At 54.8% G+C, this 26,307-nt stretch carries 34 protein-coding genes; 3 read left to right on the forward strand and 31 right to left on the reverse strand.

Annotated features, from left to right (window positions below):
• Position 1: 1 nt before the first annotated feature.
• The 27 genes from HWW83_RS24235 to HWW83_RS24365 form a co-directional block, all read right to left on the reverse strand.
• On the reverse strand, positions 2-532 hold the full coding sequence (locus tag HWW83_RS24235) for a hypothetical protein (RefSeq protein ID WP_033641526.1): 531 nt from the start codon (positions 530-532) through the stop codon (positions 2-4).
• Positions 529-3,360, reverse strand: coding sequence for a conjugal transfer mating-pair stabilization protein TraG (gene traG / locus HWW83_RS24240; protein ID WP_176589649.1), 2,832 nt, complete (start codon positions 3,358-3,360; stop codon positions 529-531). The genes HWW83_RS24235 and traG overlap by 4 nt, the downstream gene beginning before the upstream one ends.
• 1 nt (position 3,361) lies before the next feature.
• Positions 3,362-4,729: a conjugal transfer pilus assembly protein TraH gene (traH, locus tag HWW83_RS24245; RefSeq protein WP_176589650.1), complete on the reverse strand. Its 1,368-nt coding sequence runs from the start codon at positions 4,727-4,729 to the stop codon at positions 3,362-3,364.
• Complete coding sequence (locus tag HWW83_RS24250; protein WP_176589651.1) at positions 4,726-5,148, reverse strand: hypothetical protein; 423 nt, start codon at positions 5,146-5,148, stop codon at positions 4,726-4,728. Before HWW83_RS24250 ends, traH begins: the two co-directional genes overlap by 4 nt.
• A complete protein-coding gene (gene trbB, locus HWW83_RS24255) occupies positions 5,141-5,680 on the reverse strand; it encodes a type-F conjugative transfer system pilin assembly thiol-disulfide isomerase TrbB (RefSeq protein ID WP_176589652.1) in 540 nt (179 codons plus the stop codon). The genes HWW83_RS24250 and trbB overlap by 8 nt, the downstream gene beginning before the upstream one ends.
• Positions 5,667-5,981 carry a hypothetical protein gene (locus HWW83_RS24260; protein WP_094141459.1) on the reverse strand — a complete coding sequence of 105 codons (315 nt, stop codon included), beginning with the start codon at positions 5,979-5,981 and terminating at the stop codon, positions 5,667-5,669. Before HWW83_RS24260 ends, trbB begins: the two co-directional genes overlap by 14 nt.
• A gap of 11 nt (positions 5,982-5,992) precedes the next feature.
• The gene (gene traF / locus HWW83_RS24265; RefSeq protein ID WP_425563772.1) at positions 5,993-6,742 is read right to left on the reverse strand and encodes a type-F conjugative transfer system pilin assembly protein TraF; all 750 of its coding nucleotides are present in this window, start codon (positions 6,740-6,742) and stop codon (positions 5,993-5,995) included.
• Between the two features lie 41 nt (positions 6,743-6,783).
• Positions 6,784-8,688 carry a type-F conjugative transfer system mating-pair stabilization protein TraN gene (traN, locus tag HWW83_RS24270; RefSeq protein WP_176589654.1) on the reverse strand — a complete coding sequence of 635 codons (1,905 nt, stop codon included), beginning with the start codon at positions 8,686-8,688 and terminating at the stop codon, positions 6,784-6,786.
• A 145-nt stretch (positions 8,689-8,833) separates the two neighbouring features.
• A complete protein-coding gene (trbC, locus tag HWW83_RS24275; RefSeq protein WP_176589655.1) occupies positions 8,834-9,508 on the reverse strand; it encodes a type-F conjugative transfer system pilin assembly protein TrbC in 675 nt (224 codons plus the stop codon).
• A gap of 29 nt (positions 9,509-9,537) precedes the next feature.
• Entirely contained in the window at positions 9,538-9,924 is a 387-nt protein-coding gene (locus HWW83_RS24280) for a hypothetical protein (RefSeq protein ID WP_033641527.1), read from the reverse strand.
• A 10-nt stretch (positions 9,925-9,934) separates the two neighbouring features.
• Positions 9,935-10,933 carry a conjugal transfer pilus assembly protein TraU gene (traU, locus tag HWW83_RS24285; RefSeq protein WP_176589656.1) on the reverse strand — a complete coding sequence of 333 codons (999 nt, stop codon included), beginning with the start codon at positions 10,931-10,933 and terminating at the stop codon, positions 9,935-9,937.
• On the reverse strand, positions 10,930-11,307 hold the full coding sequence (locus HWW83_RS24290; RefSeq protein WP_176589657.1) for a hypothetical protein: 378 nt from the start codon (positions 11,305-11,307) through the stop codon (positions 10,930-10,932). The genes traU and HWW83_RS24290 overlap by 4 nt, the downstream gene beginning before the upstream one ends.
• Positions 11,308-11,318: 11 nt before the next feature.
• The gene (gene traW, locus HWW83_RS24295; RefSeq protein WP_176589658.1) at positions 11,319-11,954 is read right to left on the reverse strand and encodes a type-F conjugative transfer system protein TraW; all 636 of its coding nucleotides are present in this window, start codon (positions 11,952-11,954) and stop codon (positions 11,319-11,321) included.
• Positions 11,954-12,700, reverse strand: coding sequence for a DsbA family protein (locus HWW83_RS24300; RefSeq protein WP_255326675.1), 747 nt, complete (start codon positions 12,698-12,700; stop codon positions 11,954-11,956). Before HWW83_RS24300 ends, traW begins: the two co-directional genes overlap by 1 nt.
• An 80-nt stretch (positions 12,701-12,780) precedes the next feature.
• Positions 12,781-13,200, reverse strand: a complete 420-nt coding sequence (trbI, locus tag HWW83_RS24305) for a type-F conjugative transfer system protein TrbI (protein WP_176589660.1) — start codon at positions 13,198-13,200, stop codon at positions 12,781-12,783.
• Positions 13,197-15,827, reverse strand: a complete 2,631-nt coding sequence (gene traC, locus HWW83_RS24310; protein WP_176589661.1) for a type IV secretion system protein TraC — start codon at positions 15,825-15,827, stop codon at positions 13,197-13,199. Before traC ends, trbI begins: the two co-directional genes overlap by 4 nt.
• On the reverse strand, positions 15,824-16,147 hold the full coding sequence (locus tag HWW83_RS24315; RefSeq protein ID WP_243756578.1) for a hypothetical protein: 324 nt from the start codon (positions 16,145-16,147) through the stop codon (positions 15,824-15,826). Before HWW83_RS24315 ends, traC begins: the two co-directional genes overlap by 4 nt.
• Positions 16,148-16,157: 10 nt before the next feature.
• A complete protein-coding gene (gene traV / locus HWW83_RS24320; protein ID WP_425563771.1) occupies positions 16,158-16,712 on the reverse strand; it encodes a type IV conjugative transfer system lipoprotein TraV in 555 nt (184 codons plus the stop codon).
• Between the two features lie 9 nt (positions 16,713-16,721).
• Positions 16,722-17,108, reverse strand: coding sequence for a hypothetical protein (locus HWW83_RS24325; RefSeq protein ID WP_142076378.1), 387 nt, complete (start codon positions 17,106-17,108; stop codon positions 16,722-16,724).
• The gene (locus tag HWW83_RS24330) at positions 17,105-17,323 is read right to left on the reverse strand and encodes a hypothetical protein (RefSeq protein WP_070914249.1); all 219 of its coding nucleotides are present in this window, start codon (positions 17,321-17,323) and stop codon (positions 17,105-17,107) included. The genes HWW83_RS24325 and HWW83_RS24330 overlap by 4 nt, the downstream gene beginning before the upstream one ends.
• Entirely contained in the window at positions 17,320-17,829 is a 510-nt protein-coding gene (locus tag HWW83_RS24335; protein WP_176589663.1) for a hypothetical protein, read from the reverse strand. Before HWW83_RS24335 ends, HWW83_RS24330 begins: the two co-directional genes overlap by 4 nt.
• Positions 17,829-19,226 carry an F-type conjugal transfer pilus assembly protein TraB gene (gene traB / locus HWW83_RS24340; protein WP_176589664.1) on the reverse strand — a complete coding sequence of 466 codons (1,398 nt, stop codon included), beginning with the start codon at positions 19,224-19,226 and terminating at the stop codon, positions 17,829-17,831. The genes HWW83_RS24335 and traB overlap by 1 nt, the downstream gene beginning before the upstream one ends.
• Positions 19,226-19,954, reverse strand: coding sequence for a type-F conjugative transfer system secretin TraK (traK, locus tag HWW83_RS24345; RefSeq protein ID WP_176589665.1), 729 nt, complete (start codon positions 19,952-19,954; stop codon positions 19,226-19,228). The genes traB and traK overlap by 1 nt, the downstream gene beginning before the upstream one ends.
• Positions 19,944-20,507, reverse strand: a complete 564-nt coding sequence (traE, locus tag HWW83_RS24350; protein WP_147882578.1) for a type IV conjugative transfer system protein TraE — start codon at positions 20,505-20,507, stop codon at positions 19,944-19,946. The genes traK and traE overlap by 11 nt, the downstream gene beginning before the upstream one ends.
• A 10-nt stretch (positions 20,508-20,517) precedes the next feature.
• On the reverse strand, positions 20,518-20,823 hold the full coding sequence (traL, locus tag HWW83_RS24355) for a type IV conjugative transfer system protein TraL (RefSeq protein WP_042785939.1): 306 nt from the start codon (positions 20,821-20,823) through the stop codon (positions 20,518-20,520).
• Positions 20,824-20,834: 11 nt separating this feature from the next.
• Positions 20,835-21,200, reverse strand: a complete 366-nt coding sequence (traA, locus tag HWW83_RS24360; RefSeq protein ID WP_176589666.1) for a type IV conjugative transfer system pilin TraA — start codon at positions 21,198-21,200, stop codon at positions 20,835-20,837.
• Positions 21,201-21,326: 126 nt separating this feature from the next.
• Positions 21,327-21,524 (reverse strand): TraY domain-containing protein, encoded by a 198-nt coding sequence (locus HWW83_RS24365; protein ID WP_097103299.1) that lies wholly within the window; start codon positions 21,522-21,524, stop codon positions 21,327-21,329.
• Between the two features lie 203 nt (positions 21,525-21,727).
• On the opposite strand from HWW83_RS24365, the gene HWW83_RS24370 reads away from it, so the two are divergent.
• Positions 21,728-22,381 (forward strand): helix-turn-helix domain-containing protein, encoded by a 654-nt coding sequence (locus HWW83_RS24370; protein ID WP_097103301.1) that lies wholly within the window; start codon positions 21,728-21,730, stop codon positions 22,379-22,381.
• Between the two features lie 3 nt (positions 22,382-22,384).
• A complete protein-coding gene (locus tag HWW83_RS24375; protein WP_176589667.1) occupies positions 22,385-22,873 on the forward strand; it encodes a hypothetical protein in 489 nt (162 codons plus the stop codon).
• On the opposite strand, the gene HWW83_RS24380 is transcribed toward HWW83_RS24375, so the two are convergent.
• From HWW83_RS24380 to traM, 3 genes are all read right to left on the reverse strand, one after another.
• Positions 22,866-23,597 carry a metallophosphoesterase family protein gene (locus HWW83_RS24380; RefSeq protein ID WP_176589668.1) on the reverse strand — a complete coding sequence of 244 codons (732 nt, stop codon included), beginning with the start codon at positions 23,595-23,597 and terminating at the stop codon, positions 22,866-22,868. The two genes, HWW83_RS24375 and HWW83_RS24380, sit on opposite strands and share 8 nt — an antisense overlap.
• Before the next feature lie 17 nt (positions 23,598-23,614).
• On the reverse strand, positions 23,615-24,277 hold the full coding sequence (locus tag HWW83_RS24385; protein WP_176589669.1) for a VUT family protein: 663 nt from the start codon (positions 24,275-24,277) through the stop codon (positions 23,615-23,617).
• 80 nt (positions 24,278-24,357) lie between these two features.
• Entirely contained in the window at positions 24,358-24,759 is a 402-nt protein-coding gene (traM, locus tag HWW83_RS24390) for a conjugal transfer relaxosome DNA-binding protein TraM (protein ID WP_176589670.1), read from the reverse strand.
• Positions 24,760-25,178: 419 nt separating this feature from the next.
• Here traM and HWW83_RS24395 point away from each other — a divergent pair, with 419 nt between their 5' ends.
• Positions 25,179-25,649, forward strand: a complete 471-nt coding sequence (locus HWW83_RS24395) for a transglycosylase SLT domain-containing protein (protein WP_164058097.1) — start codon at positions 25,179-25,181, stop codon at positions 25,647-25,649.
• A 285-nt stretch (positions 25,650-25,934) separates the two neighbouring features.
• Here the strand turns inward: HWW83_RS24395 and HWW83_RS24400 are convergent, their stop codons facing one another.
• Positions 25,935-26,231: a DUF5983 family protein gene (locus HWW83_RS24400; protein WP_172691719.1), complete on the reverse strand. Its 297-nt coding sequence runs from the start codon at positions 26,229-26,231 to the stop codon at positions 25,935-25,937.
• Between the last annotated feature and the right edge of the window lie 76 nt (positions 26,232-26,307).

Below are 26,307 nucleotides of genomic sequence, written 5' to 3' on the forward strand. Positions count from 1 at the left end.
GTTACTCACCTCCCTGTTTGCGGGATTTAATAAGCTCCAGAGCGGCGGTAAATGCTGAAAGACGATAGCGGCCAATATCCATATTAAAAATGAACACCATCATTACTGTGAAGAAAATAAGCGGTATGATATATGCCATAGAACCTAAAGCACTATTCGCCGCCAAAACTGATAATATCAGCACCAGTGATAAAAATACCATCGCGTAGCTTTTTACTTTTTTACTTAACAACTCCAACACCTGCGAACTCTCTCTCAATTGAACTGGTAGTGAGAGATACAAGCTCCGTCCATTGACAATGCTTACTGATATTAAAAAACCAAGAAACGCACTCATTCCTGTTGCAATGAGTAATTCCGAATCCCTTTGATCAGCCAAAAAGAAACTAACCAGTGGGCATAAAACCATCCAGACTTCCATTAGTATTGCAGGTTTAACACAAGAAAAGAATGATGGTATCTCAAGTTGTTCATCCATCAGTTCTTTCAACTGTGCAGCCTCATCTTTTATTATCTTATGAGTAACCATCATTTACCACCCCGCTCTTTATTGAATTTATCTTGCATGGCTTGTGCCTGTGCCATCATTTCATCTTGACTACTTGCACCTGGTATACCTTCCTGCTTCTCTTTTTCAAGACTATATTTTAAATTTTGTGCAGTTCGTGCTGATGAATGATTTTGCTGCAGTTCGTTTCTCTGCCCTTCAACATTTTGCTGTTGGCTATGAATATCTGTCTGAATTTTTTGTTGGGCTGTTTGGTTATTATCAACCATACCATTAACCTGAGCCCCTACATCATTGCGTATTCCCGCTTGTGAGGTTCTGTTTTCAACCGCACTCTGGTGTTTGTTATAATCAGCCTGAATATCCTGGCCGGAGCCACCACCACCAACAGAACCCATGCCGGTGCCAAGCGAACTACTGCTGGACTGATATTGCGCATCCACCTGCGGCGCCACCTGTTCACGCACAAAATCACGCGCAAGCGACTGACGCGCGGCAACGGCGTCCTGCGATTGACCGGTCAAAATGTTGCCGGCATCGTTTGGTGCCTTGTCCATCACGTACTGCGCAAACTGCTGGCTCAGGTTCTCGCGCATATCGCCACTGAGACTCTCGGTACGAGAAGCCTGCTGTGACAGCTCCTGGCTGCGGGTATGTGCACTACTGTATTGTTCGTAGCTGCTCTTGGCGCCTGACAAGGACGAAGAAAGCTGATCAATGCGCGAGTCCGCATTGTTATCCGTATGACTGCCGGACTGACTGGTGCGCTGACTGGTCAGGTAGTCCATCCCTTCCTTAAAGTCAGCAGCAGCCTGGGCGCTCTGGTCGTGACGCGCATCCTGACTGCCACGCGTGCCGCTACTAGCAGAATGAGAATCTGTGTCGCTCCCTCTTTTGTCGTAACTTACGCCCATATATCCTTCTGCCGTTACACCATTCCCCAACACTTTCAATCCACCACTTGCGGAAACACCAGCTCGCGTATTAAAGCTCGCGGTATCAGTAACGGCTCTCGACGCCAACTCCTGCGTTGCCTGCTCTTTGCTGACATTGTTGGCGTTGGCATAGCTTTCCACCGCGCTCGCCATTTTGTGCGCCGCGATGCTGGACTGGCTGTTTTGCGCCGTGTCGGCACCGTGGGTCATGCTGTCGCTGCTGCCGCGCTGGCCGGTAAACTGCGACAGCTGCGTCCAGGCGCTGCTGATATTGCTGTTGAAGCCCTGCATGGATGTCTGCGCCTGGGTCTCGGCTTCCCGCGCCATTTCCTGCTGCGCGGTCGCAATCTGCTTCGTCACGCCGATATCCACCGGCAGTTTGGACATCGCGCCGCTCGCATCCCAGACGCTGCTACCATCGCCCGTGCGGGTCTGTGTACCGCCGGTCGGCAGTTGCGCGGTCATCTGGCCGGCACGCACGCTGCTGTTGGTATCCCAGGTGTTACCCTGCACGTTGTCGGTTTGCATGTTGTTGAAGCTGTAGTTGGCATCCGACACGCTCATCGCCGCCGACGCCGCCGAACTCTGGTAGGCGCCGGTCATGCTGTGGCTGACGCTCATCAGCCCCTGCCCCAGCCCTTTGGCGATATACCAGGAGATAAACGGGATCATGCCGGAGATATAGCCGGCGGTATTGGCCAGATCGGAGTAGTTCAGCTTCACCGTGGACAAATTGCTCAGCACCACGGGCGAGCCGGCCTTCTGGGCATAAAAGGCCATCGCGCTGTTGAGAATGGCGTACAACAGCGGCCAGCTCATCACCCACAGCCAGCCGAACACGTAGGCTTTGGCCACTTCCTTGCCCTGGTTAACCATGCCGATCACCACCAGAATGGGGAACATCCCCATCATCATGCCGATCAGGATGACCTGCAGCAGCGGCAAGGAGCGCATCATCACCTGCCCGAGCGTCGCCTGGGACAGACGCTGCTTCTCGATGGCCGACGTGCTGGCGATGTTAAGCATGCCCGCCGTGTCACCGCTGCGCGCCGAGTAGCTCATGATGCCGCTGCGCAGGCCGTTCATGACGATGTTCTGCTTGATGATATCGCTGGCCGTCTTCTGGTTCTGGTAAAAATACTGGTAGCTGTTCCCCAGCAGTTGCCCGAACAGCAGATCGCGATCGGGACGCCCCCCAAGAATGCGCCGCGCATAATAGTTGTAGGTCGGACTGCCGGTTTTCGCTTCCAGGCCCAGCATGTTCTTCAGCGGCATCGCGGCTTCTTCACAGGTCTGGAAACGGCCGTCCTTGTTGAACACACCGCGAAGCGGACTCGGCTGGCGGAAGATCAGCGCATACGGATCTTCGGAATGCATCAGCTCCTCAAAGCTGTACTTGTGATTGAGCAGCATGTCGCCCACCACACAGTTCTGTACATAGTCGGCAAACAGGTTGGCCAGCTCCGGGTTCTGGGCGGTGAAGTCGGTGCTTCGGGACACCAGTGAGGAGCCGAAAAGCATGCCGGTTTTGCTGTAGGTCACCGCATCCGGCTGGCTGAACACCATTTCGTAACTCAGCACCATGGCGTAACCGATGCGGGTGATGATGGTCGCCGGCAGCACAATCCCCAACGGCACATTGGCCACCCGCTGAATCGAACGCTGATTGGACAGATCGATGATTTGCACCGGCTGCGCCTTGGTCAGCAACGCCGAGGAGAACACCAGCACAAACACCCAGCCCAGGATATCCATCAGGTCGCGGCGGGCGGTATACCGCGCGGCCAGCACCAGCACGCTGACAGCCACCGCAAAATTCCGTATCCAGTCCCAGGTATCCGTCTGCATAAAGGCCGCGACCGCGTTAAGGTTCTGCGCCAGCCACTCCGAGCCGCCGATGACATAGATTTCCGTCATGTTACTGCGCCTCCCCGAACTGGTAGTTGTTCTGGTAACGCGTCAGCAGGCGTGCCGACACCTGCTGGCGCATGTAACGCATCTGCTGCTCGACGACCAGCAGGGCATCAGTCTGCACCTGAACGCGCGATTGCAGGGAGGCGATAAGCTGCCCGGCCTGCGTGAAGTTGTTGTTGATTTGCTCAACGGTGGCCTCCGGGTAGTTCCCGGTCGCCAGCATGGCGCGCGCGCCGCCCATCAGCTCCTGCAGGTACTGCATCAGGATGTCGTAACCCACGTAGTCGGCCAGTTGGTGCACCATTGCGCTGGACACGCCGAGCATTTGCGGGTCGGTCAGGTAAGTCAGCAACGGCACATGCGTGCTGGAAATCAGCCCTTTCTCCGCATCCGTCAGCCGCTCGTCGTTGCGCGCCTTGCTCTCGATGCTGAACAGCATTTTTTTGATTTGCCCTTTCAGGGCATTGTCCGGACTTATCGTCGTGGTGCTGTCGGCCACCACCTTCAGGCACTTGTCGCTGTCGTTGCAGTGATAAACGCGGGCCGCGCCGCCTTCCATCAGCGCCTTGATGATGCTCTGATCGGTAGTGCGTGGCGGCAGCGGCGTGATTTCGCCGTTGGGGCCGAACACCAGCGAGCCGGTCAGCGTCATCACGAACTCCTTCAACTCCTTGTTGCCGTCGAACATCCGGTTTTTGGATAACGCATCCCACATGATGTTGATGTTCTTGGAGATACGCTCCTTATCCTTCTCTCCTGCCCGGTCACGCACCGAGTCCCCTTTGCCACCCACCGTGCAGCCCTGCCGCGAGGCAGCCCAGTCTGCGAAGATGTTGGATTCGCCGGCAATGTCCTGGCAGACCTTCTGCTGAGAGACCTGCGTGCGCGGGAACAGCCCGCCGACAATGCCCTGCGCCGCCTGACAGCTGCTCATGTTCATGCTGTTGATGTCGCTGGCCATTTTCTGGATGAAGTCTTTGGCGTCTTTCAGCTCCGGCACGGTGGTCTGCAAGGCAAGATCGAAGAAGTAGCCGGCGGCGTTGGACATGATCTGTTTGGTGAAGCGCTGCAGCTGCTCGCCGTTGATAAAACTGAACGCGCCCAGGTACGCATCGATGCCGCCGCAGCCGGCATTGATATCCGGCAACGACATCGAAATCAGCTGGATTTGCTTCACGCCGGTGCGGGCATAAATCGACCCGCCCGAGATATACCCGGCCGCCTGCCCCTGCCAGACCGCCGGCGCCGTGGTGTTGGATGCAAACCCCAGCTTGTCAAAAAACTGATTCATGTCACTGTTCATGTCGGCCACGGCCGGTGCAACGGTCGCCAGCCCCAGCGTCAGGCCGATGAAGAGAGCACGTAATTTCATACAACCTCCCGGCGCTGGCGAGACTGGCGGTACATGCAGCACTTTTGCCACAGCAGGGTGGTATAAAGGCTAAACAGCCCCAGACTCTCAAAGACCAGTGCGACCGCGAGGCACCCGGCTGACAGCGCGGCAAACATGCCAGGTATGAAGTACATCAGTACGTTCCACATATTCATCACGTAAAACGTGCGTGAATCGGAGGCTGGGTGACTGTCGGTAAAGATCACCCCAAACCACCAGTGGCTGACCATCCAGAGCGCGACGGCCGCCACAAAAAACAGCACCGTCAGATGAAGAAAAATCATAAGCCGCGCGCTGTCGCGCTTGTATTCCGCGCACGCGCTGGCAATACGCCGTTCGGGAGACACCGCGCTCTGCTCAACAGTAACAGTAATGGTGTGACGCTCTGATTTATTCACGATGGTCTCCTCTTAATGTCGCTTCCTGTAACACGGTATCCAGCCGCGCCATAAAACCGCGCTCATCGCTGGCACCCTGGATCATCGGGTAGGTCGCCAGCGTATTGACGTTCACCAGGAACGTTGTCGGCGAGGCCACCGGCAGGCCGGGGAAGAAGGTGCGCATCACCTCCGGCGGCGCCGGGATGGCCTCCGGGAACGTGGCATCGCCCTGGCCGTCGAAGGTGTAGGCGAACACGGAAAAGCCGACCCGCTCCGACAGCGATTTCAGCAGCGGATCAAACTGATGGCAGTACGGACAGTGCCCCTGCATAAACAGCACCACCTTCCAGTCATTGAGGTTGACGCGCGCGCCGTTGCTGAGCGTAAACCAGCGTGGCGCTGCCGCCGGCCGCGGAGCGGGGACGGATGTCGCTGATTGCGCCCGATTGACGCCGGCTTTTTTCTGCAGCGCCGCTATCTCATCAATTGTGGAGCCATGCGCCAGCCTGGTTAACAGCAAGGCCAGCCAGGCGATGTTAGCGATCCGCATTCTGCACCTCCCCGGCTCCGTGCTGTTCGTCTGTGCTCGCCGGCGACGGCGCCTGTTCACGATGTGCCGCGATATAGGCCTGTTTTTCCGCCTCCTCACGCTGCCGTTTGGGGACGCGCGCCAGCTCATCGAGAATTTTGTAGCCGCCGCACACCGTCAGGGTGAGCGCGATAAACTCTGCCAGCGTCACCGCCATATCCGGCGCCCGGTGCACCAGGCCGGCGACGATATGGAACCAGATCCCGAAGGCCGCGACCCAACCGCCGGTTGCGTCGATGTCAGGGAATTTAAATTTACGCATTCAACGCTCCGTTAATAATTGGGTTTGAAGTCGGTAAAGACGTTCAGGAACTGTTTGGCCAGATCGTCCTGGCTGATAAAGCCATAGGCCAGCGGCTTGACCGCGCCGCTGCGCGGGTCAACCAGCACCAGCGCCGGGAAGTGGCTGATGCCCAGCCGCTGTGACTGTCCCGCATCGCGCCGGCTCTCCGGCATCGCAGGGTTGACCACCCCGTCGATAGTCACCGGCACCACCGACAGCCCGTAGCTGTCCCGAAAGCCCTTCACCACGCTCACCAGCTGACCGTCGATCGGCTCCGCGCCGCGATAGAACAGCATCAGCCCGTACTGCTGCGCCATTTTGCCGATGGCCTCGCGCTGCGCGGCAAAGTCGGCGGCCAGCTGGCTTTTCACCGTGCCGTTGTAGTGGCTGTGCTTCAGGTTGTAGTCCAGCTCCGGGTGCGCCAGAAACGCCCGCTGCGCAGAGCGCTCAAACAGCCCCGCCTGCTGGGTAAAGTAGTTCTGCATCTGGAAGAACTTCACGAAATTCTCCGTGCTGGGGTACAGGATGGCGTCTGCCAGCCGCTCCTTGAGCGACTGCTGCAGCAGCTGCAACTTTTGCAGTGCGCCGGCCGGAGCGGCCGGGGCTACAGCCTGCGGTGGCATGTCCTCGTCAGCGGGTTTGGCCTCCCGCTCATACCACTGCCAGCCGCCGGCCTGCGCGGTGAACGCCGCACCCAGCAGGCTCAGGCTCAACAGCGCTGCCGCCCTGCGGTTGGCCAACCCGCGTGCCGCCAAATTGAAATTTGAAGTCCCGCGCGTTTTCACTTGGCTGCCTCCTGCATACGTTGTGCGATTTGCTGCTTAACCTTCTCCAGCAGTGCCGCGTCTTCGGGCACCTTCTGATTTTTCATCAGGTCTTCATAGAAATTGGCAAAGTCCAGCTGGTCGAAGTTGATGCGCTGCAGCTCGTCTACGGTAATGCCCCGGCAGTCGGGGGATTTTGCGTCGCCAAAGCCGATACCCAGCTGCCACGCACGCCCCTGCTGCTGAACAATCTGCGCCAGCTTGCTGTCGAACTGGCAGTAGCTGCGCTTCTTCTGCAGGCAGACACCCAGCACTTTCTTGCTGCAGTATTCGCCGACGCTGACGGTCAATTTGTTCTCTTTCGCCTTGCCCAGCGCCTTCTCTTCGCTGTCGCAGTGCGCCAGCCCGACGCTGTTACCCCACCCGGAGTCCTTGCAGCAGTCGCTAAAGCCGGCAAACGCCTTGCGGCAGGACTGCCCCTTGCCGGTGAAGGCGCGCACATCGATACCGTTCAGCGCCGCCACGTCCTTGCCGGCGGCCGCCACCGCGGCCAGTTCGGAAACGGCGTGCGCAAAATCGTTACCCTGGGTGCCCTTTTGCGCCTTGTCGCACTCCCCGTCCAGGCAGTACATCTGGCCGCCGCACAACATCACGTTCCCGGTGGTGCGGGTTTCGCAGGAGTAGGTCACGTTCTCGTGCAGGCACTGGCCATACTCATCAGAGAAGGCGCAGCCGTGCGTGGCAATAGTGCAGGCCGGATTGTTGGCATAGGCTTCGCAGCTGCCCTGGCCGGCCTCCTGCAACCGATAGGTGTCGGTAAAGCGCCAGCAGCTGGCCCACACCGGGTAGGTCTGGCCGTTGACCGTAACGGTTCGTTCGCCGCCCGGCTCACTGCAGACGGTATTGACCTTCACCGCCCCGGCCTCCTGCGCCAGTGGACAGTCGGCCGGCGTCGACGTGGTCGGCACCCAGACCTGCACCGACGAACTGCCGTCGAACGTCACGTAGAACACCATCGGCGAGCCGCCCCCACCACCGCTCAACTGCCTGACCATCGCATCCAGAAAGGTATCCAGATGGCCACCGGGGTCCATGGTGAGGACAATATCGACCTGCTGCCCCTGCGTGAGCGTGACGTTACCGACGTTCAGCGGCCGGCTGCCCCAGTCCTGACGGCCATAGCGCACCTCATTCCCCAGCAGTGAAAAGGCCAGCGGCACGCCATAGCTGTGCAGATCGTCCTGCAGCTCGAGGTATATCGACCCCGTATTGAGCCTGCCGGTAAACGGCGCGATAAAGGTGCCGTGGATACGGTTGCCCTCTTTCCACCAACGGATCATTGATTTATCGATGTGTGCGCTGCGGTCTTCGTAACGGGTTTCATTGTGGCCACCGATGTCGGTGGCACGCTCGCAGGTGCGCATCACCGCCGTATCGCGCTCGCACACATGGCGGGTGAACTCACTGCGCGTCACCTGTTCGGCCTTGCAGTCCGGGCCGGTCTTGCCGACGATGCTCTCGGCCTTGCCTTCAATCTCCTTGCCGGCCTGAATAAAGGGCGCATCGTGTGAAATCGGCTCCTTGGGGTTCTTGAGCACCGAATCGGTCACCGCCTGCCCCACCTCGGTCTGGCCCCAGGCGGTGCCGCCGTCGGTCTTGAGGTTGTTGGCATCCCCGGCTGTGACGCCACCGTAATAGCCTTTTTCTTTCGGGTTATCGGTGTAGTTCGGCAGCACGTTGGCCGGGTTGGTGTTCTGCAGCGTACCTGTACCCTGACCGGCGATCTGTTTGGCAAACTCGCTGCCGGTCTGGAACACGTCATCCCCTTCCGCCCGGCAATCGCCGGTGGCGAAGATAAACGTCCCCAGTACCAGGGCATGTGTTGCCAGCAGACCGGGCAGAGACTTCACCAGGTGGGTCATTTGTCCTTCCTCCCGCTTTTTTTATTGTTTTTTTTCGGCATTAAATCCCTGAAAAAATCACTGAGATCGAGCAAATGCCACATCAAAAACCCCCAGGTCAGAAGTCCCAAAACTAATTTAAGAAGGTAGAGCTTCGCTTCGGTATTCATTTCACACCGGCCTTATCCAGTAATGCCTGAGCCATGGCGGCGCAGTCGCCGTCCTTCGCGACCTTCTTCAGCGCCTGCGCCATCAGCAGGTTGCCGCGCACCACATCGAAGCCGGCCGCGCAGCGCACGACCAGCGCCGGCACGGCGGTCACGCCGTACTGTGTGTAGGGCTGCGGGTCGATTTGCACGCCGTCGATGCCGCCGGCTTCCACCAGTTTTTGCACCCGCTGCACCGTTTCGCGCATGTCGCCATTCACCATGCCGCGCAACGTGGCCGGAATGCCGAAGCGACGCGCCTCCTGCAGCATGCGGCGCATACCTTCCTCGGGAATAGCGAAGGACACGAAGTACAGCGCCCCCTCGGCCGGTTGTTCGGTGGCGTCCTGACGCTGCTTCGCTGCCAGCTGGTCAATAAAGGACTGGTCGTCCTGGGACAGCGAACGCGGCGGCTGATTGCGCAGGAACTCCGGTAACGGGGTGTTTTGGTGCAGGTCAGCCGAGCGCTTTTCCTGCTCGCGCAGCCACGCCCGGTTGCTGTCCACCTGGGCTGCCGCCTGCTGCTGCGCAATCGTCACCTCGCTGGCAGGCGCAGCGCTGTCTGCAGCCCAACTCCCTGCCACATATAACGCCGAAAGCGTCAGCGCCAGGGCTAAGCTGTTCAATCTATTCATGGCGTTACCTTTAATGCTGCTGATCACCGTCACACTCCCCCCTCAGCCATCAAGAAACCCAGGAAGAAAATCGAAGCGAGGCCCACAGTCAGCGCATTAAGCAATAACAACGCCTCCATTGATGGCCAGAAATCAACCCCTTGCACCACTATTCCGAATAGCGAAATTACAAACCACAACACCCAGGCAACGAAGCAGACCAGGCCAGAGGCATAAGGACCAGATGACGTGTCATTCGGTTCGAAAACCACCACCCATAAAACAATGATCAACGTCCCTAACACGCATAAACCAAGCCATAAAGGCCAATTCAAAAAGGTCTGCTCTTGAGAGCCGGTTCTCAACGAAACTGCCCCCAACCCCAGAAATACGACCCAACTCAGTGGATAGAAAAATGAAATACGTTTAGAAAACATGGGCAATTCCCTATAAAAAAACGCAGTTGCGCTTGCGCCACATGACGTAGCCGAAGTTCTTCTTGCTGGCCGGTGAGTTATGCCCCACTTCCCAACGCATCACGCTGCGACCCATCGGGTGACAGCGGGCGCTGTCCGGGTACATGTTCACCATCTGATAACGCCAGCGCTCTTTCGGCATGATCGGCGATGGGTACTCGAAACAGACCGCCCGGTCTTTGCCGATGGATTCCATGATTTGCCCCTGGCGGTGCAGCTTGAACGCCATCTTTTCCGAGACCAGCACCGACGACTGCAGCGGGCTGATTTCCTTGGCCACCCAGCCGTTGAACGGATACATCGAGCCCTGACTGCCGGCGCACCAGAACAATGCGTCGATCGGCAGATGGAAGCCGCTGGCAATGGCGTCGGCCGCGCAGGCGCCCTGCGCCAGCGGGTTGGCAAAGACCACCGCTTCCGGGTTGAGAATGGTGGTCAGGCTACTGTCGACCCAGGTCGGGTCGATTTCCGACAGGTAGGCGATATCCATGTCCCCACCCTGCAGGCAGCCCGCGGAGGTGATGATGTTCAGCCAGTAGGTCAACGGGTACTTGTACCAATGGACGTGATAGAACGCGGTGGTCACGTCCCCCTTGCCGCTGCTGCCGCCGGTGCCGGTGCCAATCTTGCCGAGGTTGATGCTGAAACCGCCCAGGTTGACCATACAGCCCGGCGAACGGGTCACGTCAGTCATGGCCATCGGCTCCCAGTACCCCATTGCCATCCCGATACGCTGAAAAATCGGCGGCGGCATGGGGCAGAACTGGATAGGGCTGCCCGGATTGCTGGTATCCGGCAAATCCCCTTTCCCGACCGGAATGCTGCCGATTGAAAGCGGGAAGATGCAGCGCCAGCAGATATCGGTGATCGGATTGACAAATCGCCCCTGACAGGCCGCATCCGCCGCCTGAGACGGTGCCGAAAACAGGCCTGCCACAACCAGCAACGCCGAGAGACACCACCGGGTCATGCGCAACGCTCCTGGCAATGCGTCGCCCACTGTGTTCCCCGGTAAATCTCTTGCACATCACCGGCGGCAACCATCCTGGCGGTGGGGCGTGCCTCATCCTGCGGCGGTAACAACGCGGCCAGGGTGCCCAGCAAACTGTCGATAAGCGCCAACTTGTCGAACAAATAAGGGCTGTGACCGTCCTGATCGGCAGGCAGCTGCTCACGCAGCTCGTGGGCTACCTCACGGCACTCAAGAATGCATTTGTAGATCCCACCGTTTGCCGACGCCGCCTTGCGGATGGCCATCAACTCGCCGTGGCGCGCGGCCAGCAATTGGCGACAGCTTTGCAGCTGATTCTCGGTCGCAATAAAACGTTTACGTGTCACAAACATACTGTTCCCCTTCAGTTCGCGCTGCCGGCGGCAGGAATGGATTCGATACGCAGCCGCAGGCCGCTCGGCGCCGCCGTGATGCGCGCCGGCACCGTCGTCAGCCCGAACCGGCGCGACAGCGCCCCGCCCTGATCGAAGTAGATACGGCTGTCGAGCGCGGCAGAGGTCTTGGGAATGTCGCCGTTGACCAGAATGACCTTCACCATCAGGGTCTCCGGCTGCTGCGCCTTCATCCAGGCAACCTGCTGCGGATCGTCGCCGTCGATGAAATACAGCGTCTGCGCGAACGGCACGGTGGCCAGCGGGTTGATAACGTCGCCCTTGCGGGCAAACACGCGCCCCTTGTCGTCTTTCAGGTCAGAAGAGAGCTGCACGCTCGGGTCGAAGAAGCGTTCGGCATAGCGCTCGGTCCTGCCGATGCCGGCGACCGGCTCAGGCCGCTGGCTGTGCTTCACGGTGCGCTCTTTGAACGCCGTCATTTCCTCGTCCCAACGGCCGCTGCGCTGCAGCGCGGTCAAACGTTCGTGAATGGTCTGCAGCATGTCCGGCTCGGCCACCGGGTACAGGTCGCCCCAGGTGCCGAAGTCTTTGGCCAACGCCATGCAAGGCAGCAGTGATAAGGAGAAAACCAGGCAGACAACGCGCATCAGTAGCCTCCCGCTTTTGCCTGTGCGACCGCGGCCTGCAGTGCCTTTACATCTACGGCACCGTACAGTGGCGTCACCTGATCCGCCCGCGCATCACGGGTCGGCATGACGATAAAGGCGGGGGTCCCGCTGATGTTCAGCTGCTGAGCCAGTTCACGCGTGGTCAGCAGCGTTTTCTCCGTCTCGGGCAGCACGGTCATCGGCGCGGCGCCGGCGCTCTGGAGGGCCGCATTAAGCGTGGGTTGGGACAAGCGACCTTCGTTCTCACCGGAGGCAAAGACCGCATTGTGGTAGGCCAGATAGGCGTCACCGCCCTTGAGTTGCCACAGCGTCAGGCCGGTGCGTGCCGCCTGCACCGACATCGGCCAGCGACTGCCAAAAATGGGGAATTCCTTGAACACAAAGCGCACATCGGGATTGTCACGCACAAATTCGGCCACCACCGGCGCCATACGCGCGCACCAGATGCACTGATAGTCGAAGAACTGCACCACGGTGACGCCGCCGTCAGGATGCACAACCGGCGTCGCCGGATCGTGCAGTAACGTCGCCTGCAGTTCCGGCTGCGTGGTCAACGCGGTTTGCACCGTGCGATTGGCTGCGGTCTGTTGCTGCGCCTCCAGCTTCTCACTCATCTGCAGCAGGATGTCCGGGTGCGCCAGCAGGTAATCGCGGGCAAGTGGCCCGATGGCATCCTGCTGAGCCGGGGTAAACACCACTGGAGTCGCCGTGATGGTGGCTGGCATTTGATTTCTCCCCAGATTCGTAACGAACATGATTACAAAACAAACAACAAAGCCCGCCATAAAACTGATTGCTGAACTATTCATAGGTTTGTCTCCTCACCTACACTGACGGTATTACCCCGCTGCATTCGGGCAGCAATATCCCGCTGCAGCTCGCGAGTGACGTCCTTTGCCCCTCCCACCACCGCCGGCGAGACCAGGATGATCACGTTGTTGCGCTGCTGGTATTGCGCGATGCTGGTTTGCAGCGCGCCGGTAAACCGTTCGGCCAGCAGCTTGCTGCGCTCCGGCGGCAGGGATTGTTTGGCGGCGCTCTCGTAGAACGCCTCCATGGTCTGTTTCATGTCGAAGGTGACGATCGCAGGCTGACGCTGCAACAGCCACAGCGTGGCCCCCACACTGAGCAGGACGGCAATCAGCACGCAGACCGCCCCCCACAGCACAATGGCGCGTTTCTGTACCGGAGTATTTGGCGGCGTGATAATGGCAGGCAGTGTCATGCGGCCGCCCTCCCTGTGTAGTTTTCTTCCACCCAGCGCTCGATGCGCGCCATCTCCTCGCCAAAGTTGCGGTGCGCCAGCTCATACACGGCGTCATGCACCGATACCCCCTGTTCGCGCCGGGCCTGCATGAACTCGAAGTCCTGGCCCTGGGAGGAGTACATGGCGCGGCTCAGCGGATCGACAAACAGGCGGTGCCAGCTGACCTTGCCGGAGACCATCAGCATGAAGGAGCTGAACCACTGGTCTTTGGCCGACTCGAACTTCCCGATCATGTCCTGCTGCAGCTGGGTGAAGTTGTCCGGGTTTTTCTGCAGATAGGTTTTGAACTCGGAGGCGTCCTGCATCAGGATGATCTTGTAGGAGGAGTTGCCCCAGGCGGCTTTCGCGGCCGAGCTGGCGGTGTCCGAATCAAAGTCCTTGATGTTCTGGGTAATGGTGATGTACGCCCCGCGGTGACGGCGCGCGGTACGGTAACCCTCTTCGATAAACTCGCCCGCCTTGGCGTTCTTGAAGTTGAGCAGCTTCCAGCCCTCGTCGATAACGCACAGCTTCTTGCTCTGACGCGATGTCTGGTACATCCGCCCCTCGATGTAGATCATCAGCGAGAACATCACCGCAACCAGCAGATCAGGGCGATTTTTCAGGCCGCCCATCTCCAGCACCACCATGTTGACGTCATCGCGCAGCGACGGTTCGTCGGAGTTGAAGAACTCACCATAGGTGCCGTCGGAGCAGTATTTATCCAGCAGGATGGTCATTTCATGCAGGCGGTTGCGGATGGTCGGCGAATCGCGATAGACCTCCTCATCCATCGCGTCGCGCAGAAAGTCACGCACATCATCGATACGGGCATTCTTTTGCTTGCTCAGCCAGGCTGCCTTCACCGCCATCTCCAGCAGGCTTTCATGGACTTCGTCCAGGTTGCCGTCGGGGCTGGCCATCACCGAAATCAGGTTGGCGATCTGCGTCGCCGACAGGTTGATGTCCTTCACGTTGGCGAACGGGTTGAACTTCAGCGTCTGGGCGTCGATGTAAACCCCGCCCATGTTTTCGCACAGGCTCTTGTAACCATCGCCCATATCGAACACCCAGGCGGCGCCACCGGTATCCAGCACGCTGCGCAGCATCGGCTGAATAAGACCGGTTTTACCCGCGCCTGACGTCCCGGCCACCGCCATGTTGTAGTTGGTGTTGCGCATCACCTCGGAGTAGATGTCGATGAACGCCAGCTGGTTGCGGTAGGTGGGCGCCAGCAGACCGGACGGCGCCAGACGGTTGTCGGCGACGATCGGCATCAGGTTGACCACGTTCAGGGTCTTGGCGCGATGCACCGCACCGTGCATCGCCAAATCCTGGAAGACGCCGTGCTCGGCCATAAACGGCAGGCAGGCCAGGAAATTCCAGTGCTGCTTGAAGCGCGGGGATATCAGGTCGAAACCGTTCTTGCGGTAGCTGTTGATGACGTCCTGCTCGCAGCGCAGCGCCACGCTGTCATTGTCTTCGCAAAACACCGTCACGTTATAGAAGAAGGAAACGATCGCCGTCTGGTTGGACGCCAGACTCTGGCGCAGATCGCCCCACTCCTTCATCTCCTCCAGCGTGCCGGGGAAGAATTTGGCGTAGGAGGTGCGGGATTTTTTCTCCAGATCGATATACTTGCGGTTCGCCTCGAAAGAGGTCTTGGTCTGTTCTTCAACGACCAGTGTCAACGTAATAATGAACGGTGTGGCGATCGACAGTTCGGGATACAGCAGGTTGCCGTAGTTGTCGGCGGTGTTCCACAGGAAGGCCATCTCCGGGTTCTGCTCGAGCTGGAAGTTCATCACCCGCGCCACGCTGCCTTTCTTGCTGCCGGCATCGCGCAAGTTGATTTTGACGCAGTCTGGATACACGTCCATACCGAACCCGTTGTCGATGCACTGGAAGTTCAGGTCTTTGAGCGGGTCGAGTTTGCGACGCTTGTTGTATAGCTGGCTCGGATCGTGGTTGATGATTTCGCCCACAACGTTGATAAAGTCTTCGTCATTAAGCGACTCTGTCGGAATTTTCGCCCCCATCAGCGACGCACGCAGCACCTTGACCAGGTTCTCCAACTCGGTGAAGAGTGCCTTGTTGCGGCGCTTGCTCTTGACACAGTAGGAGATGAATACCCGGTAATTACGCAGCGTCAGCGGCATATCGACGCCCGGTGGCAGGGAAAAGCGACCTTCTGCCGCCATCAGGTAGAAGGCCCGCGTGATGGCGTTGAATTTGTCCGCGTCCTTGCCCGACCAGGAGAAGTCACGCAGGCCGGATTCCACCAGATCGCCGACGCGCTTGCTGGCCATCAGGTGAACGGACAACGCGATCCCACGCGGCAACTTGGTGCGCAGCAGACTTTCGAGCGTCAGAACCACCTGCTCGTTGGCGCCGGCCAGCGGCAGCGCTTCCAGCACAAAGCCGATGGAGCCGGCATTGATGAACAGCCCGCTCTCTTCGTCGTAGTCGCGATAGGGCAGCACGCTGCTCAGCTGGGGAAAGTTCATGTCACCCAACACCTTGTTGGCGGCGGCGGCTTCATCCGGCATTTTCAGCGCCGACAGCAGGCTGTTGGCGGTATGGGTGACTTTATCGATCAGATTCATGCGTCAACCTCGCGAGTGGCCGCCCTAAACCACAGGCACATAGGTCCGTCCTCGTTGTCATAAATGGAGCCGATGAACCAGCCCTCCCCCGGCGGCGGAGAAGGGTTCCAGCCACGGGCATCCGGACAGTCCTCATCAAACCCCGCAAGCAAGGCCTCAGGGTCTTCATCCCGCATAAACATCACCCAGCATTCCAGGCCGCGCGACCGTAGCCAATAGGTCATCTCTGCCGATGTCTCAAGGTTTGCCTGCAGCATCGCCGGATGGGTCCAGAATCCCTGCGCGTCGCGCTCAACCGGTACAGCACATATTCCCTGCATCACTCTCTCCTTAATAGACGGACTGGGGCTGGCCCCAGACGGCGGGTTTAACCACGAACAGCACCTTGCCCGGCTGGTGATAAACGTCCTGACTGTCAATCCAGGGCGCAATCCACAGCTGCGCGGTCTGCTCGGCCTGGCGTGCCGGTCGGGTGCTGCCGACACCGGCACAACGTGGCAACGTGCAGGTACTGACGGTCGTCACGATGGCGGTCGGCGCCGCAATCGCCGGATACGCCGGTACCACCGGCGCCGGGGATGCAGCGTCCTGACGAGGCAACAAACGGGAAGTGCTGCCAACTGATACAGGGACGGGGCCGGTATCTCGCCCCACTGCCGCAAAGTCGCCGTCAGCCAGACGAGGCAATGCGGCCGCAGCCGGCTTTGCTTCGCTGCCCTCTTCCAGCGACTTGGCTTTCTCGTTAGCCTGCTCCATCGTCATGCAGCTGTCGGAGGTGGTGGCGTTACAGCCAAACTCGCTGCTGACGCCGGCACAGCCGGCCAGCAGCAGCACGCCCCCCAGGGCGGGGAGTAAAAGTAGTGATTTCATGATGTGCGTTTTCATTGAGTCTCCTTAAAACCTGGCCGAGAAAAAAGTCATTAACGGTACAACGAGGGTCATTACCCATCCGGCGCACGTATGCATCATCAAGAACATCGGGACATCAAATTCCCAGTGAATGAAAGAACTCCCGGCAACGATTGCGACCGAGATGGGCACTATCAGTGCCAGGCATACCGACAGTGCGTAAGCAGAGGATTTTTTATTGGGACCCGTCATTAAGAAAAATAAAGAGAGCGCCGCCGACCCCGCACACCAAAGAATGTCACGCCGAAAACCGGCCCACTTGTCGGCATCGGTCAGCAGGTGCTCAATGCGCCACATATCGAGCGCAAGCCAGCCGCCCCACCAGGCCAGCAATAAAAAGACATATAGCCCCGTCATTTTTCGTTCAGTCATGATTTGGCCTCATCCTCAGAAGGCGGTGTCGGTGCAATAGAAATGCCCTGCCGCACGGCATCCGCGCTGTATTTATCCACGATGGACTGCATCAGCGTCGTTTTCCCCGCCCCGGTTCGGCCGCAGACGACACGGTTCCCGATTTCTGCAGAAGCGACACCCATGAAGGGAAAGTCATCGAAATACCAGATAGTGGGTTTGTCGTTGTTATTCATGGTTTCTCCTCACGTTTCGGTTCACCGGTGTGGTTGCTACCCTCAGCGAAAACAACCGTTGCCAGGGTGTTATCCCGTATCGACGATGACGCCAAGCGCCCCGCCGCCGTGCGCACCGACTGCGCGCGGTCGACGTAACTGTGCCAAACGCTCATCACCATCCACAGCCCACCAAAGGCCGGCGCATATTGATAAGAAAAATCGACCAGCAGAGTTTTCAAAGCAGCACGCAGCTGCATGAACCCCGCCAGATCCAGAGCGGTAAACTCGGTGTAGAATCGTTCGGGCTCCAGGAAAAACAGGACCAGCAAAATCCCCCCCAGCCCCATAAGCAGCATCGTCATGGCCAACAGCCAGCCGTTGACGAAACGACGGGTCAACACGCCGAACTGGAGATAACGCGCGTGATGCCAGTCATCACGCACCAACGCCCACGCCTCCCGATTCAGCTGCTTTTGCACTGCCTTGTGTTTCATTCGCCACATGTCGCGCATCGCCTTGTCCATTACCGCCCTCCTGATGTTGATGCGCCGAGACCGAACTGAGCCGGATCAAGCTTGCCGAGGTGGTTCAGCATCTGATCGGTGTTGAACCCGTTCAGGTTCTGCCCGGATTTGGGCTGGTCGCTCCCTTCGGTCTGCCCCTGCTGACGGCTCTCTTTTTCCGCCGCCACTTCCTCGATGGTTTTCATCTGGAAGCCCTCCTGGAACACCACCGTAACTTCGTTACCGGCGCCGATCGGAATCACCGGGTGATACTGCTCGGCCCGTTTGATGTAGTAGTCGCTGAGCGTCGAGGCGGCTTTGCTGGCCCCCCCGCCGATGGCCGATTTGGCAATATCGCCGGCGCCCATGCTGGCCGTGGCCCCGAGACCAACGGTCGGCTGCGCCGCCCGGCCGGCACCCTCGCCCAACCCGTCAAGGAACCCGGCGCCCCAGGCAAAGCCGAGGATCTTGCCGTTGCGCATCACCACCTCGCCCTTCACGCCGTTCTTGCCCATAAAGGAAACGTGGCCGTCGATGTCCTGATCGATAATGTCTTCACCGCGAATGCAGCTGATTTTGCGGGTGCGCACGATGGCACGTTCGCTGGAGACGTCGCCGTAGGCCTCCATGCTGATAAAACAGCCGGTCGCGTCATAGGTCTTGCTGTTCGGCATCTCGATCCGGCCGGTCAACCGCACCTGCATCGGCACCGTGGCCGTGTTCCCGGTCACCGAGGCGTTGGCATCCGCCCCCTCAATCAGGATGGATTTGGCGAAGCTGCCGGTTGGGATATAGGGGTACTTCTTTTTCCTGGGGCCGGTCTCCGGCGGCACCAGTGACTTGCGATAGAGACGGCCGGGAACAGGGATAGGCTTGTAATCAACGCTCGGTGGCGGTGTGACGCCTTTGCCCGGGTAGAACGCCGTCGGTGGCGGAACCGCACCGCCCGCTGCCGGCGGGAACTGTGTCGGCATGGGCTCGCCCTCGGGCGTCACGCCGTTAACCAGCGGCGGTAAGGAGGCGGAACCGGGGGCCGGATTCCCTGGTGTTGTTTGCGCCCCTGGCCCGCCAAACTGTTTAAGCTTGTTGTTTTCGTCTTCCAGCACCTGCATGCGCTTCTGATCTTCCAGGCGCGATTTGTTCAGCAGGTCGATTTCCTGACGCAGGGCGGTAAACTGCTTGTTGATCTCGGCCTGCGCGGCCTGCGTCTGGGTGATGGCATGCTGCTGCACGCGATCGTCAAAGGTATTGTCGACCACCCCGGTCAGGTCGGGAGCCGGTTCGGCAAGTTGCTGTGTCTCCAGCTCCGCATCCTGCGAGAAGTAGTAACCGCCGCCGATGGCCGCGGCGACCGCCAGCGCGACCGCGCCCAGCCAGAGATATTGCTTGCGCTTAACCAGCACATTGATGTTCGCCATCAGCGGCCTCCCTCGGACAAGGTGATCCACACGCTCATGCGACCGCCGCCGATAATCTGCCGGGTAGGCGTATCGAACATCACCGCCCGCACACCCCGTTGCCAGAAGTCGTGTTCGTTGACCCACTGGCTGGCACTGCCGGGATTGCTGACCTCAAAGCGAACCACCTTCAGGTGATGCCCTGTCCAGACCTGCTGCGCCTGCGCACGCAAACCGTAAGGTGCGGCCAGCGCTTCCCGCGTGACCGGCATCTGCCCATAGCCGGCCGGCAACCGGCCCTCCATCAATGACTTGTTAAGCGAGACCAGCATGGACTCGTAGGGCTGTCCCTCTTCCCAGCCTTTGGCGGCAACAGAAACGCCCTGGCTCTCCCCCACCAGTGAGAACGTGCGGCCGACACCGGCACGCGGCACGGCGCGAATGGAATAGTTCATGCCCCGCTCGGTTTCGATCACAAAACTGAACGGCTTTTTATTGAGCGTGCTCAGCACCAGCCCCCCGTTGGCCGCCGGCTCATAATTCACCAGGCTTTCATCCACGCCGCTGACGAACGTCACGCGATCGCCGGGGATGTTGAACAGGTTGGGTTCGCTGTTGCTCAGTGAAACATGCGCCTGACTGCCGTTCTGCAGTGGGATAGTGACCGGCGCATCCACCGTGCCGGCCTGGGCGCCGAAGCAGGCCGTCAGAGCGACAACCGTCAGCGCATAGCGACGTTTAGTTTTCATCGTTTACCTCGACGAACTTGGCCAGCCAGGTCACACCCTCGCTGCGATCGATATAAAGGGAGTAGTGCTTGAGGGCTTTTTCCGGGGCGCTGTCACCGATCCAGGTACGCAGCTCACCGCGAATATCAACACGCCCCTGGGCGGGATAAACTTTCACGCTGGTCTGGAAGAAAGCCGCATTGACGTTGCTGGCTCGGATACGGTTGGCTTCTTCGGCCAGGACGATTTTGAGAGCGTTTTGCGCCGCCGGCTTGACCATCATGAGCAGGGTGGAATGTGAGGCGTTGACCGTCTCAGGGGTCACATTGAGACGCAACGCGACAAAGGAGAGCGCCATTTGCTCGAGATACGATGCATCAGCGCTGTTTTGCGAGACGCCAAACGGCGCCTTGAACAACATGGGGACTGCCACCACCTGTTTCTCGTTCTGCAGGCGATAGTTGTTGATAGCCATGATAATGACGGCCACCGTCAGCGCAGCAATCAACAGCGCCATGACAATAAAGCCGATGGCAATAATACGGTTTGAGTTGAGACGTGCTGAGTGTTCCATTATCGCCTGCCTATTTTATCCATTTCCGAAAACACGATTCAGGGACCACCTTGTAGACGCCTTTGCCGAGCGAGGTCGGTAAATACCAATATGCAAGGTCACGCAGCCAGCTACTGCCCTTCCCCTTTTTGGCTTTGTGAATGGCCCAGAACACCAGCGCCGCTAAAATAATCCCCGTGATATATTTCTGCTGCCAGATAAACCAGCCGCCAGTAATAGCCACGGGGATTAATTCATCAAGACAAAACCCAAACCAGCGGTCTTGTGTTCTCAGTGTTTTCGGGAAACGGTATTTATTCAGATCGTTTCCCGACATACCGCCCCCGATTAATACCCGGCGACTTTCATCCCCACCGCGATCAGAACAGAGACCACGATGAAGCCGGAGAGGTATTTAAGGTTCTTGGTGGCCATATACATCACGGCCCCGACCAGAACTTCAGTCACGATGATCCATCTGACCATGGTGGAGCCGGAGCCTGCCGTTGCCTTCACATCGGCATCGCCGGATTGCAGCATGTCCTTACCGCCACCGGCGGCGAGAGCCACTTCCGGGAAGAACGAAGCCAGTACGGCAAACGGCAGGATCACCTTGAGGAAATTCACGACGCGTTGCCGAGAAAACAGCTTACGAAGTGAAAATCCCTGACGTTGGGCAACAGAAGGCCCCTGAGCGCTTAATGAAGCATTCATTATTAAATTTCCTATAAAATAAAAATCACGTATGGATATGTTTTAATATCCAGATATGGTCGGTTTATTTAAAGTGTGATTTGATATTTGTAGTTAGCCTCCTTATTAAATTCAGATATTAGTTTGTTAAAATTTAAAACTCTTGCCCTGGGTAGCGATGTCTCGGACTTGCTGAAGATGGTCTGTGAGCCTCAAAAGAGCCTCCTGACGTTTTGTTCTCCCAGACCGATTTGCAGCATGTGTTAGCAGTTCATTCACCTCAGGACCAAGCTGCAGGGTGATAGAAACAGAACTGTACTCATGTTCCGATTGAGATTTTTCCATAAAAACCGTAAGTTATGTTAGTTAACGAGGATGAAAAGCCATCAGAAGACAAAAAATCCCTGTTACATCTTACACTTACAACAATAGTCATAAGAACGTCACAAACACTGGATGCAGTAAAACAGTCAGTACTACACTGAGAGTGGACCAACGCTACTTGATCACACTCCGCACACATTAAAGTATAGGCAGAAAACATTATAATGCAACAAAAACACATTAAAACATCAGAAGAAAATCATATGTCATTGAAAATGATAGGCGAAAACCTTACTTACCTCATGCGTTTGCATGGTGTTGACGCCAATCGGCTAAGTATCGAGACAGGGATCGGTATAGCAACCATCAACAATCTTAGAAAGGGAGTTGGTAATCCAACGATATCGACTCTTACCTCCATTGGAGATTATTTCAACGTTAAAGTAGGTGACCTTACAGATAATGACTTGAGAGTTACTGGAGAAGTTAGTCAAAATGTAAAATCAATACCCCTTATAACCTATAGTGATATTGAGAGATATCTAGCAAATAAAATAAGATCAACAGGCACATACACAACAGAAGTTGATGATATTGAAGATGATTCGCTTTTCGCTGTTGAAATAACAAACAACTCACTTTCCCCAGAATTAGATCGTGGCACATATTGCGTAATATCCTTAAAAGAACAATATTGCGATGGTGATATTGTTTTAGTTAAATTAAAGAATTACCCAATATGTTTGAGAAGAGTTTTCGTTTCAGATGGAAACTTACAATTTACAAACATATCGCTCGAATCAGACAACGTAGCCAAGTCTTATAGTGACTACACAATCGTCGGGGTGTTATTAAAAACAGTAAAGAGGATGAAGTAAAACATGGAATTATACAAAATCACTATGTTTATAAAGAAGATATTTACTCCTTGTTATATATACACATTAGATCGCAGTGTTGAAAGGACTTCGGATGGATATTGGCTGTTCAAAGAGTTCGGAACACATACGTTTGTAAAAAAAAGTTGGAATCAACTAGTTGAGGGAGATTTTTTAAGGCATGTCAATCCGAAAGACATAGCTCATATAGCAGAAACCGAATCAAAGCTTAAAATAGAATCAAGTAAATATACAATTTTGGAAGAAAAAAGAAACTGTACTTGGACTCTAAGGAATGGGATTAACTCAATATCAATATCAGGCATAGAGTTTGTGAGAAACAGAGATATCGTTGATAAAACTGATTCATTAGATGCAACAAAAATTGCATTTTATACAGGAATAAAAGAAGGCAGAGAGCTCTCTGCCCAATCAAAAAATCAAAACTTAAAAATAAATCCTAAAAAAACAAAACTTACATTAATCAAATAAACCAAGGTGTTACATGTACATGTTCACCAAGGTTAACTACACTAAACGCGCTATTATCAATGAAGGAAACCTCTTTAGTTCCATTCTTCCATTGAGAACACGCAGCTGGAGAAACTGACACCAGGGTATCTCCAATCTTACGTTGAAAAAGTGTATGAGCATGTCCTGAACCAATAAAGGAAACATTCAAACGCTGGCAAACATCAAGAAATTCAGATGCGTTCATCAACATACAATTATCTACAATCGGGGTTCCAACTTGAATAGGATGATGATGTAAGAATACAGCAATTTTTTTACTTTTACTTGCTAAAACTTCATTTTCAAAATCAACCAAATCTTTCTTTTTTATAAAACCATAATCCTCATTATCCACAACAGAATCGACACTCAGTATACGCCAATCCTGATTACAAAATGAATTAACATTTAAACCACAATCATATTTCTCGGAAACATAATGCAACCTCTGTTTGTTATCATGATTTCCAGGTATAACATAGACAGGTAAAGAAACATGACTCATCGTTTTAAAAAACTTCTCGTAAGACGCATCTCCACCATCATGAGATATATCTCCAGTAACCATGATTAAATCTGCGTTAATCTGATCAAGATTTGACTCAATAAAGTTAATAATATATTTCAGGTTAGAAAGGTGTTTTAACCCAATCTTATTCTCTTCAGAATAAATATGTGTATCAGTGATTTGTATAATCTTCATGGCAAATCCTTCTGCTATTACTTGAACGGGTTGTAAGATGTACCCCAATCATAGTGGTCGGTTTTTTCAATTCTTTTTACAATACCGACAAAATATATAGCAAGGGGTAACAAGATTATTGAGACAACGACTTTATATGACCATGTTGTACTGATAATATTTACTAACTCCATGAATGTGTACTTACCGGACAGACTAATTGGATAAGCCGTTAGTAATAAAGCTGCTTGTGTTGTCATAGAACCTACGATATATCTCACAAAAAAGTATTTTCCAGAAAACACTATTTTCATTTTCGATATAATAAATCCGTTAACAAAATATGATACTGGTACAGACACCCAAGTCCCAATCATAACCCTCCAGAACTCGTGATATAAAAAATAATAACCACTTGCAATAGCATTCTCTTCAGGTTGTATAATAGCAGCTACATTAAGAATCAAAACATATAAGCTTTGACATATAACCATTATCCAAATGGCTCTTACAGACAACTTATAGCCATATACCTCTGTTAGGAGTGTTGAGATTAAAAAACACAACGAAAATACAATACCACTTGCAGTTATTTTGAAACCATACACATCGAGAACCTTGTAAACCAAGGTATCACATGTAATCATTATGGTAACAGTTAGCCCAACAAAAAAGCCATATAGTTTTAGATTTCCTTGCATACACACTCCTTTGATAAATTCAATGTCACTTTCACTTTGATTATAATAGATATATTTAAAATTACACTAAAAACCAACTTTCAATCATCATCATGTTCAAAGTTATCGCTAACCAAAAAGAACCGTTGCAAATCTTCTTGAACCGAGTCTTTTATTTCAGAAATGATCTGCTGATAGTTATTAAGTTTTGGTTTATCTGCAACATGTGGAGCTAGAGTACTTGCACCAAGAACCTTTGCCATTGCAAGTTGAGTTTTCAATACGTTTTCCAAAAGAGTTTTGTTAAACTCCGTCTGATTAAAAGGGTCATCTTTTCTTTCCATCTGTGCCTCATAGACTCTGAGACCGAGTTCAAGAAGCATAGAAATAACACTAGATGTACTTACTTCAGTTTCAGCAGCCCCTTCTTGACGGCGCTGTTCAACAATTGCATGAATCTTTTCAACCGCCTCCTTGCTGACATATGCTTGAATTCTTGCCATATAATTTTTACTCCATGACATTATTAGCTGACAGATAATCTGTATGTATTTTGAGTTAGCATGCACGAATCAAATCAGACTCTAATTGCGAGTCTAATGATAGCTATAAAAGCAAAAACATACAACTCGCCTCTAGGGTCGAGTCTGTTTATCTATATGAAATTTAGTGATAACTCTATATAGAGTTGTGTATAAACTCGAATAACGACTCTAGTTAGAGTCCTTTACAACTCTAATCTCTTGCCATGTAAAAATACAACAACAACTTAAAACGCGTAATCAACTGTTTTAAAATAATAATTCTGCAAAATACAATTTTGCGTGGGGTGTGATGCTGTTAACCCAAAGAGCGCGAATTTGTTGACTCGAGATCCCGAAAAGGCTAGATTTTCACCAGGGCTAGGGATTTTAAGGATAACATGAAGAACCTCATCGCAGCGTTAATGCTATTCAGTTCAACGGCCGCTATGGCTGATTGTTTTGACATGGCGGGTCGTGATTATCACATCGACCCGGATCTGCTACGTGCTATTTCATGGAACGAGTCACGGTTTAATCCCGTGGCTATCGGTCCAAATCCTACAACAGGGTACGGCGTGGGGTTAATGCAAATTGACTCCCAGCACTTTAACTCGCTCTCATCGATAGGGGTTTCAGAACGGCACCTGAAGCAAGATCCGTGCATGAACATCTACACCGGTGCTTATTATCTCGCGATTGCCTTTAAGAAGTGGGGAGCGACCTGGCAGGCAGTAGGTGCTTATAATGCAGGATTTAAAGATTCGCCTAAGCAGGCGCAACGACGTTATAAGTATGCAAGCAAAATCGAAAAGACCTACCGGGCGATAAAAGCCAGCAAGCAGCAACCCCTCCTCGTCCAGAACCCGTAGTTTATCCACATATGCACATAAGACAAAGCCAGTGAAGTTTCCCATCACCTTAATGGGAAACGAACGGGAGCGGTTATTTCACCGGCGCAAGGTGAAATAACGTCGATTGTGTAGATGTGGGTAAGCGGATCGCAGAGTTAACGGACACCACCAAAAAACGTTACCGTTTTTTGGTGCTAACCTGGGCGCCCCTTTGGGGCAGCGGGAGCGGGAAATGTATTTCCCGCTGGGCGGGCGGGGAGAATAAGAGACGCCCCCACGATGGGGACGGCTCTTATCAGCGCGCTACCATTCAAAAACCTCGTGACCGGGGAGAATGGGCGCATCACAATCAAAATGGATGTAGCCTGTACGGTGATATTTTATCTGATGAATTAAAAACCGCCTCAGCGCTTTTGACGCTCCTTGCGACTTTAATACCCGCAGCCGCCGGCGATAATCCGTCAGCACCAGAATATAACCGTACTGGATGTTAACCACCCAGGAACGAAAAGCCGCCTGCCCTGCCATTGTCGCTAACAGCTCGTTATCTTCCGATGTAAAATGTGCCGTACTGCATACCCGTACATTTTCCGTTTGCATCTTTCACCCCGTTATTTCATACTGTCCGCGCTGTGTTAAACTGTACGTTCTGTAGCAGTGTTCGGCCCCGGTATTG

Origin of the sequence: Serratia ureilytica (assembly GCF_013375155.1) — a bacterium.
GTDB lineage: Bacteria > Pseudomonadota > Gammaproteobacteria > Enterobacterales > Enterobacteriaceae > Serratia > Serratia ureilytica.

Excerpts from the sequence above, each read along its gene's own strand:
- traU (WP_176589656.1), bottom strand. The coding sequence starts at position 10,933 with ATGACCCGGTGGTGTCTCTCGGCGTTGCTGGTTGTGGCAGGCCTGTTT.
- traB (WP_176589664.1), bottom strand. The coding sequence starts at position 19,226 with ATGGCGAACATCAATGTGCTGGTTAAGCGCAAGCAATATCTCTGGCTG.
- traW (WP_176589658.1), bottom strand. The coding sequence starts at position 11,954 with ATGCGCGTTGTCTGCCTGGTTTTCTCCTTATCACTGCTGCCTTGCATG.
- HWW83_RS24375 (WP_176589667.1), top strand. The coding sequence starts at position 22,385 with ATGGAATTATACAAAATCACTATGTTTATAAAGAAGATATTTACTCCT.
- HWW83_RS24330 (WP_070914249.1), bottom strand. The coding sequence starts at position 17,323 with ATGAATAACAACGACAAACCCACTATCTGGTATTTCGATGACTTTCCC.
- HWW83_RS24325 (WP_142076378.1), bottom strand. The coding sequence starts at position 17,108 with ATGACTGAACGAAAAATGACGGGGCTATATGTCTTTTTATTGCTGGCC.
- trbC (WP_176589655.1), bottom strand. The coding sequence starts at position 9,508 with ATGAATAGATTGAACAGCTTAGCCCTGGCGCTGACGCTTTCGGCGTTA.
- HWW83_RS24280 (WP_033641527.1), bottom strand. The coding sequence starts at position 9,924 with ATGTTTTCTAAACGTATTTCATTTTTCTATCCACTGAGTTGGGTCGTA.
- traM (WP_176589670.1), bottom strand. The coding sequence starts at position 24,759 with ATGGCAAGAATTCAAGCATATGTCAGCAAGGAGGCGGTTGAAAAGATT.
- trbI (WP_176589660.1), bottom strand. The coding sequence starts at position 13,200 with ATGACACTGCCTGCCATTATCACGCCGCCAAATACTCCGGTACAGAAA.
- HWW83_RS24235 (WP_033641526.1), bottom strand. The coding sequence starts at position 532 with ATGATGGTTACTCATAAGATAATAAAAGATGAGGCTGCACAGTTGAAA.
- traL (WP_042785939.1), bottom strand. The coding sequence starts at position 20,823 with ATGTCGGGAAACGATCTGAATAAATACCGTTTCCCGAAAACACTGAGA.
- traH (WP_176589650.1), bottom strand. The coding sequence starts at position 4,729 with ATGAAATTACGTGCTCTCTTCATCGGCCTGACGCTGGGGCTGGCGACC.
- traN (WP_176589654.1), bottom strand. The coding sequence starts at position 8,688 with ATGACCCACCTGGTGAAGTCTCTGCCCGGTCTGCTGGCAACACATGCC.
- traE (WP_147882578.1), bottom strand. The coding sequence starts at position 20,507 with ATGGAACACTCAGCACGTCTCAACTCAAACCGTATTATTGCCATCGGC.
- HWW83_RS24315 (WP_243756578.1), bottom strand. The coding sequence starts at position 16,147 with ATGCAGGGAATATGTGCTGTACCGGTTGAGCGCGACGCGCAGGGATTC.
- traC (WP_176589661.1), bottom strand. The coding sequence starts at position 15,827 with ATGAATCTGATCGATAAAGTCACCCATACCGCCAACAGCCTGCTGTCG.
- traK (WP_176589665.1), bottom strand. The coding sequence starts at position 19,954 with ATGAAAACTAAACGTCGCTATGCGCTGACGGTTGTCGCTCTGACGGCC.
- traG (WP_176589649.1), bottom strand. The coding sequence starts at position 3,360 with ATGACGGAAATCTATGTCATCGGCGGCTCGGAGTGGCTGGCGCAGAAC.
- HWW83_RS24400 (WP_172691719.1), bottom strand. The coding sequence starts at position 26,231 with ATGCAAACGGAAAATGTACGGGTATGCAGTACGGCACATTTTACATCG.
- HWW83_RS24300 (WP_255326675.1), bottom strand. The coding sequence starts at position 12,700 with ATGCCAGCCACCATCACGGCGACTCCAGTGGTGTTTACCCCGGCTCAG.
- HWW83_RS24365 (WP_097103299.1), bottom strand. The coding sequence starts at position 21,524 with ATGGAAAAATCTCAATCGGAACATGAGTACAGTTCTGTTTCTATCACC.
- HWW83_RS24380 (WP_176589668.1), bottom strand. The coding sequence starts at position 23,597 with ATGAAGATTATACAAATCACTGATACACATATTTATTCTGAAGAGAAT.
- HWW83_RS24290 (WP_176589657.1), bottom strand. The coding sequence starts at position 11,307 with ATGTTTGTGACACGTAAACGTTTTATTGCGACCGAGAATCAGCTGCAA.
- HWW83_RS24260 (WP_094141459.1), bottom strand. The coding sequence starts at position 5,981 with ATGCGTAAATTTAAATTCCCTGACATCGACGCAACCGGCGGTTGGGTC.
- HWW83_RS24370 (WP_097103301.1), top strand. The coding sequence starts at position 21,728 with ATGCAACAAAAACACATTAAAACATCAGAAGAAAATCATATGTCATTG.
- traA (WP_176589666.1), bottom strand. The coding sequence starts at position 21,200 with ATGAATGCTTCATTAAGCGCTCAGGGGCCTTCTGTTGCCCAACGTCAG.
- trbB (WP_176589652.1), bottom strand. The coding sequence starts at position 5,680 with ATGCGGATCGCTAACATCGCCTGGCTGGCCTTGCTGTTAACCAGGCTG.
- HWW83_RS24385 (WP_176589669.1), bottom strand. The coding sequence starts at position 24,277 with ATGCAAGGAAATCTAAAACTATATGGCTTTTTTGTTGGGCTAACTGTT.
- HWW83_RS24395 (WP_164058097.1), top strand. The coding sequence starts at position 25,179 with ATGAAGAACCTCATCGCAGCGTTAATGCTATTCAGTTCAACGGCCGCT.
- HWW83_RS24335 (WP_176589663.1), bottom strand. The coding sequence starts at position 17,829 with ATGGACAAGGCGATGCGCGACATGTGGCGAATGAAACACAAGGCAGTG.
- traV (WP_425563771.1), bottom strand. The coding sequence starts at position 16,712 with ATGAAAACGCACATCATGAAATCACTACTTTTACTCCCCGCCCTGGGG.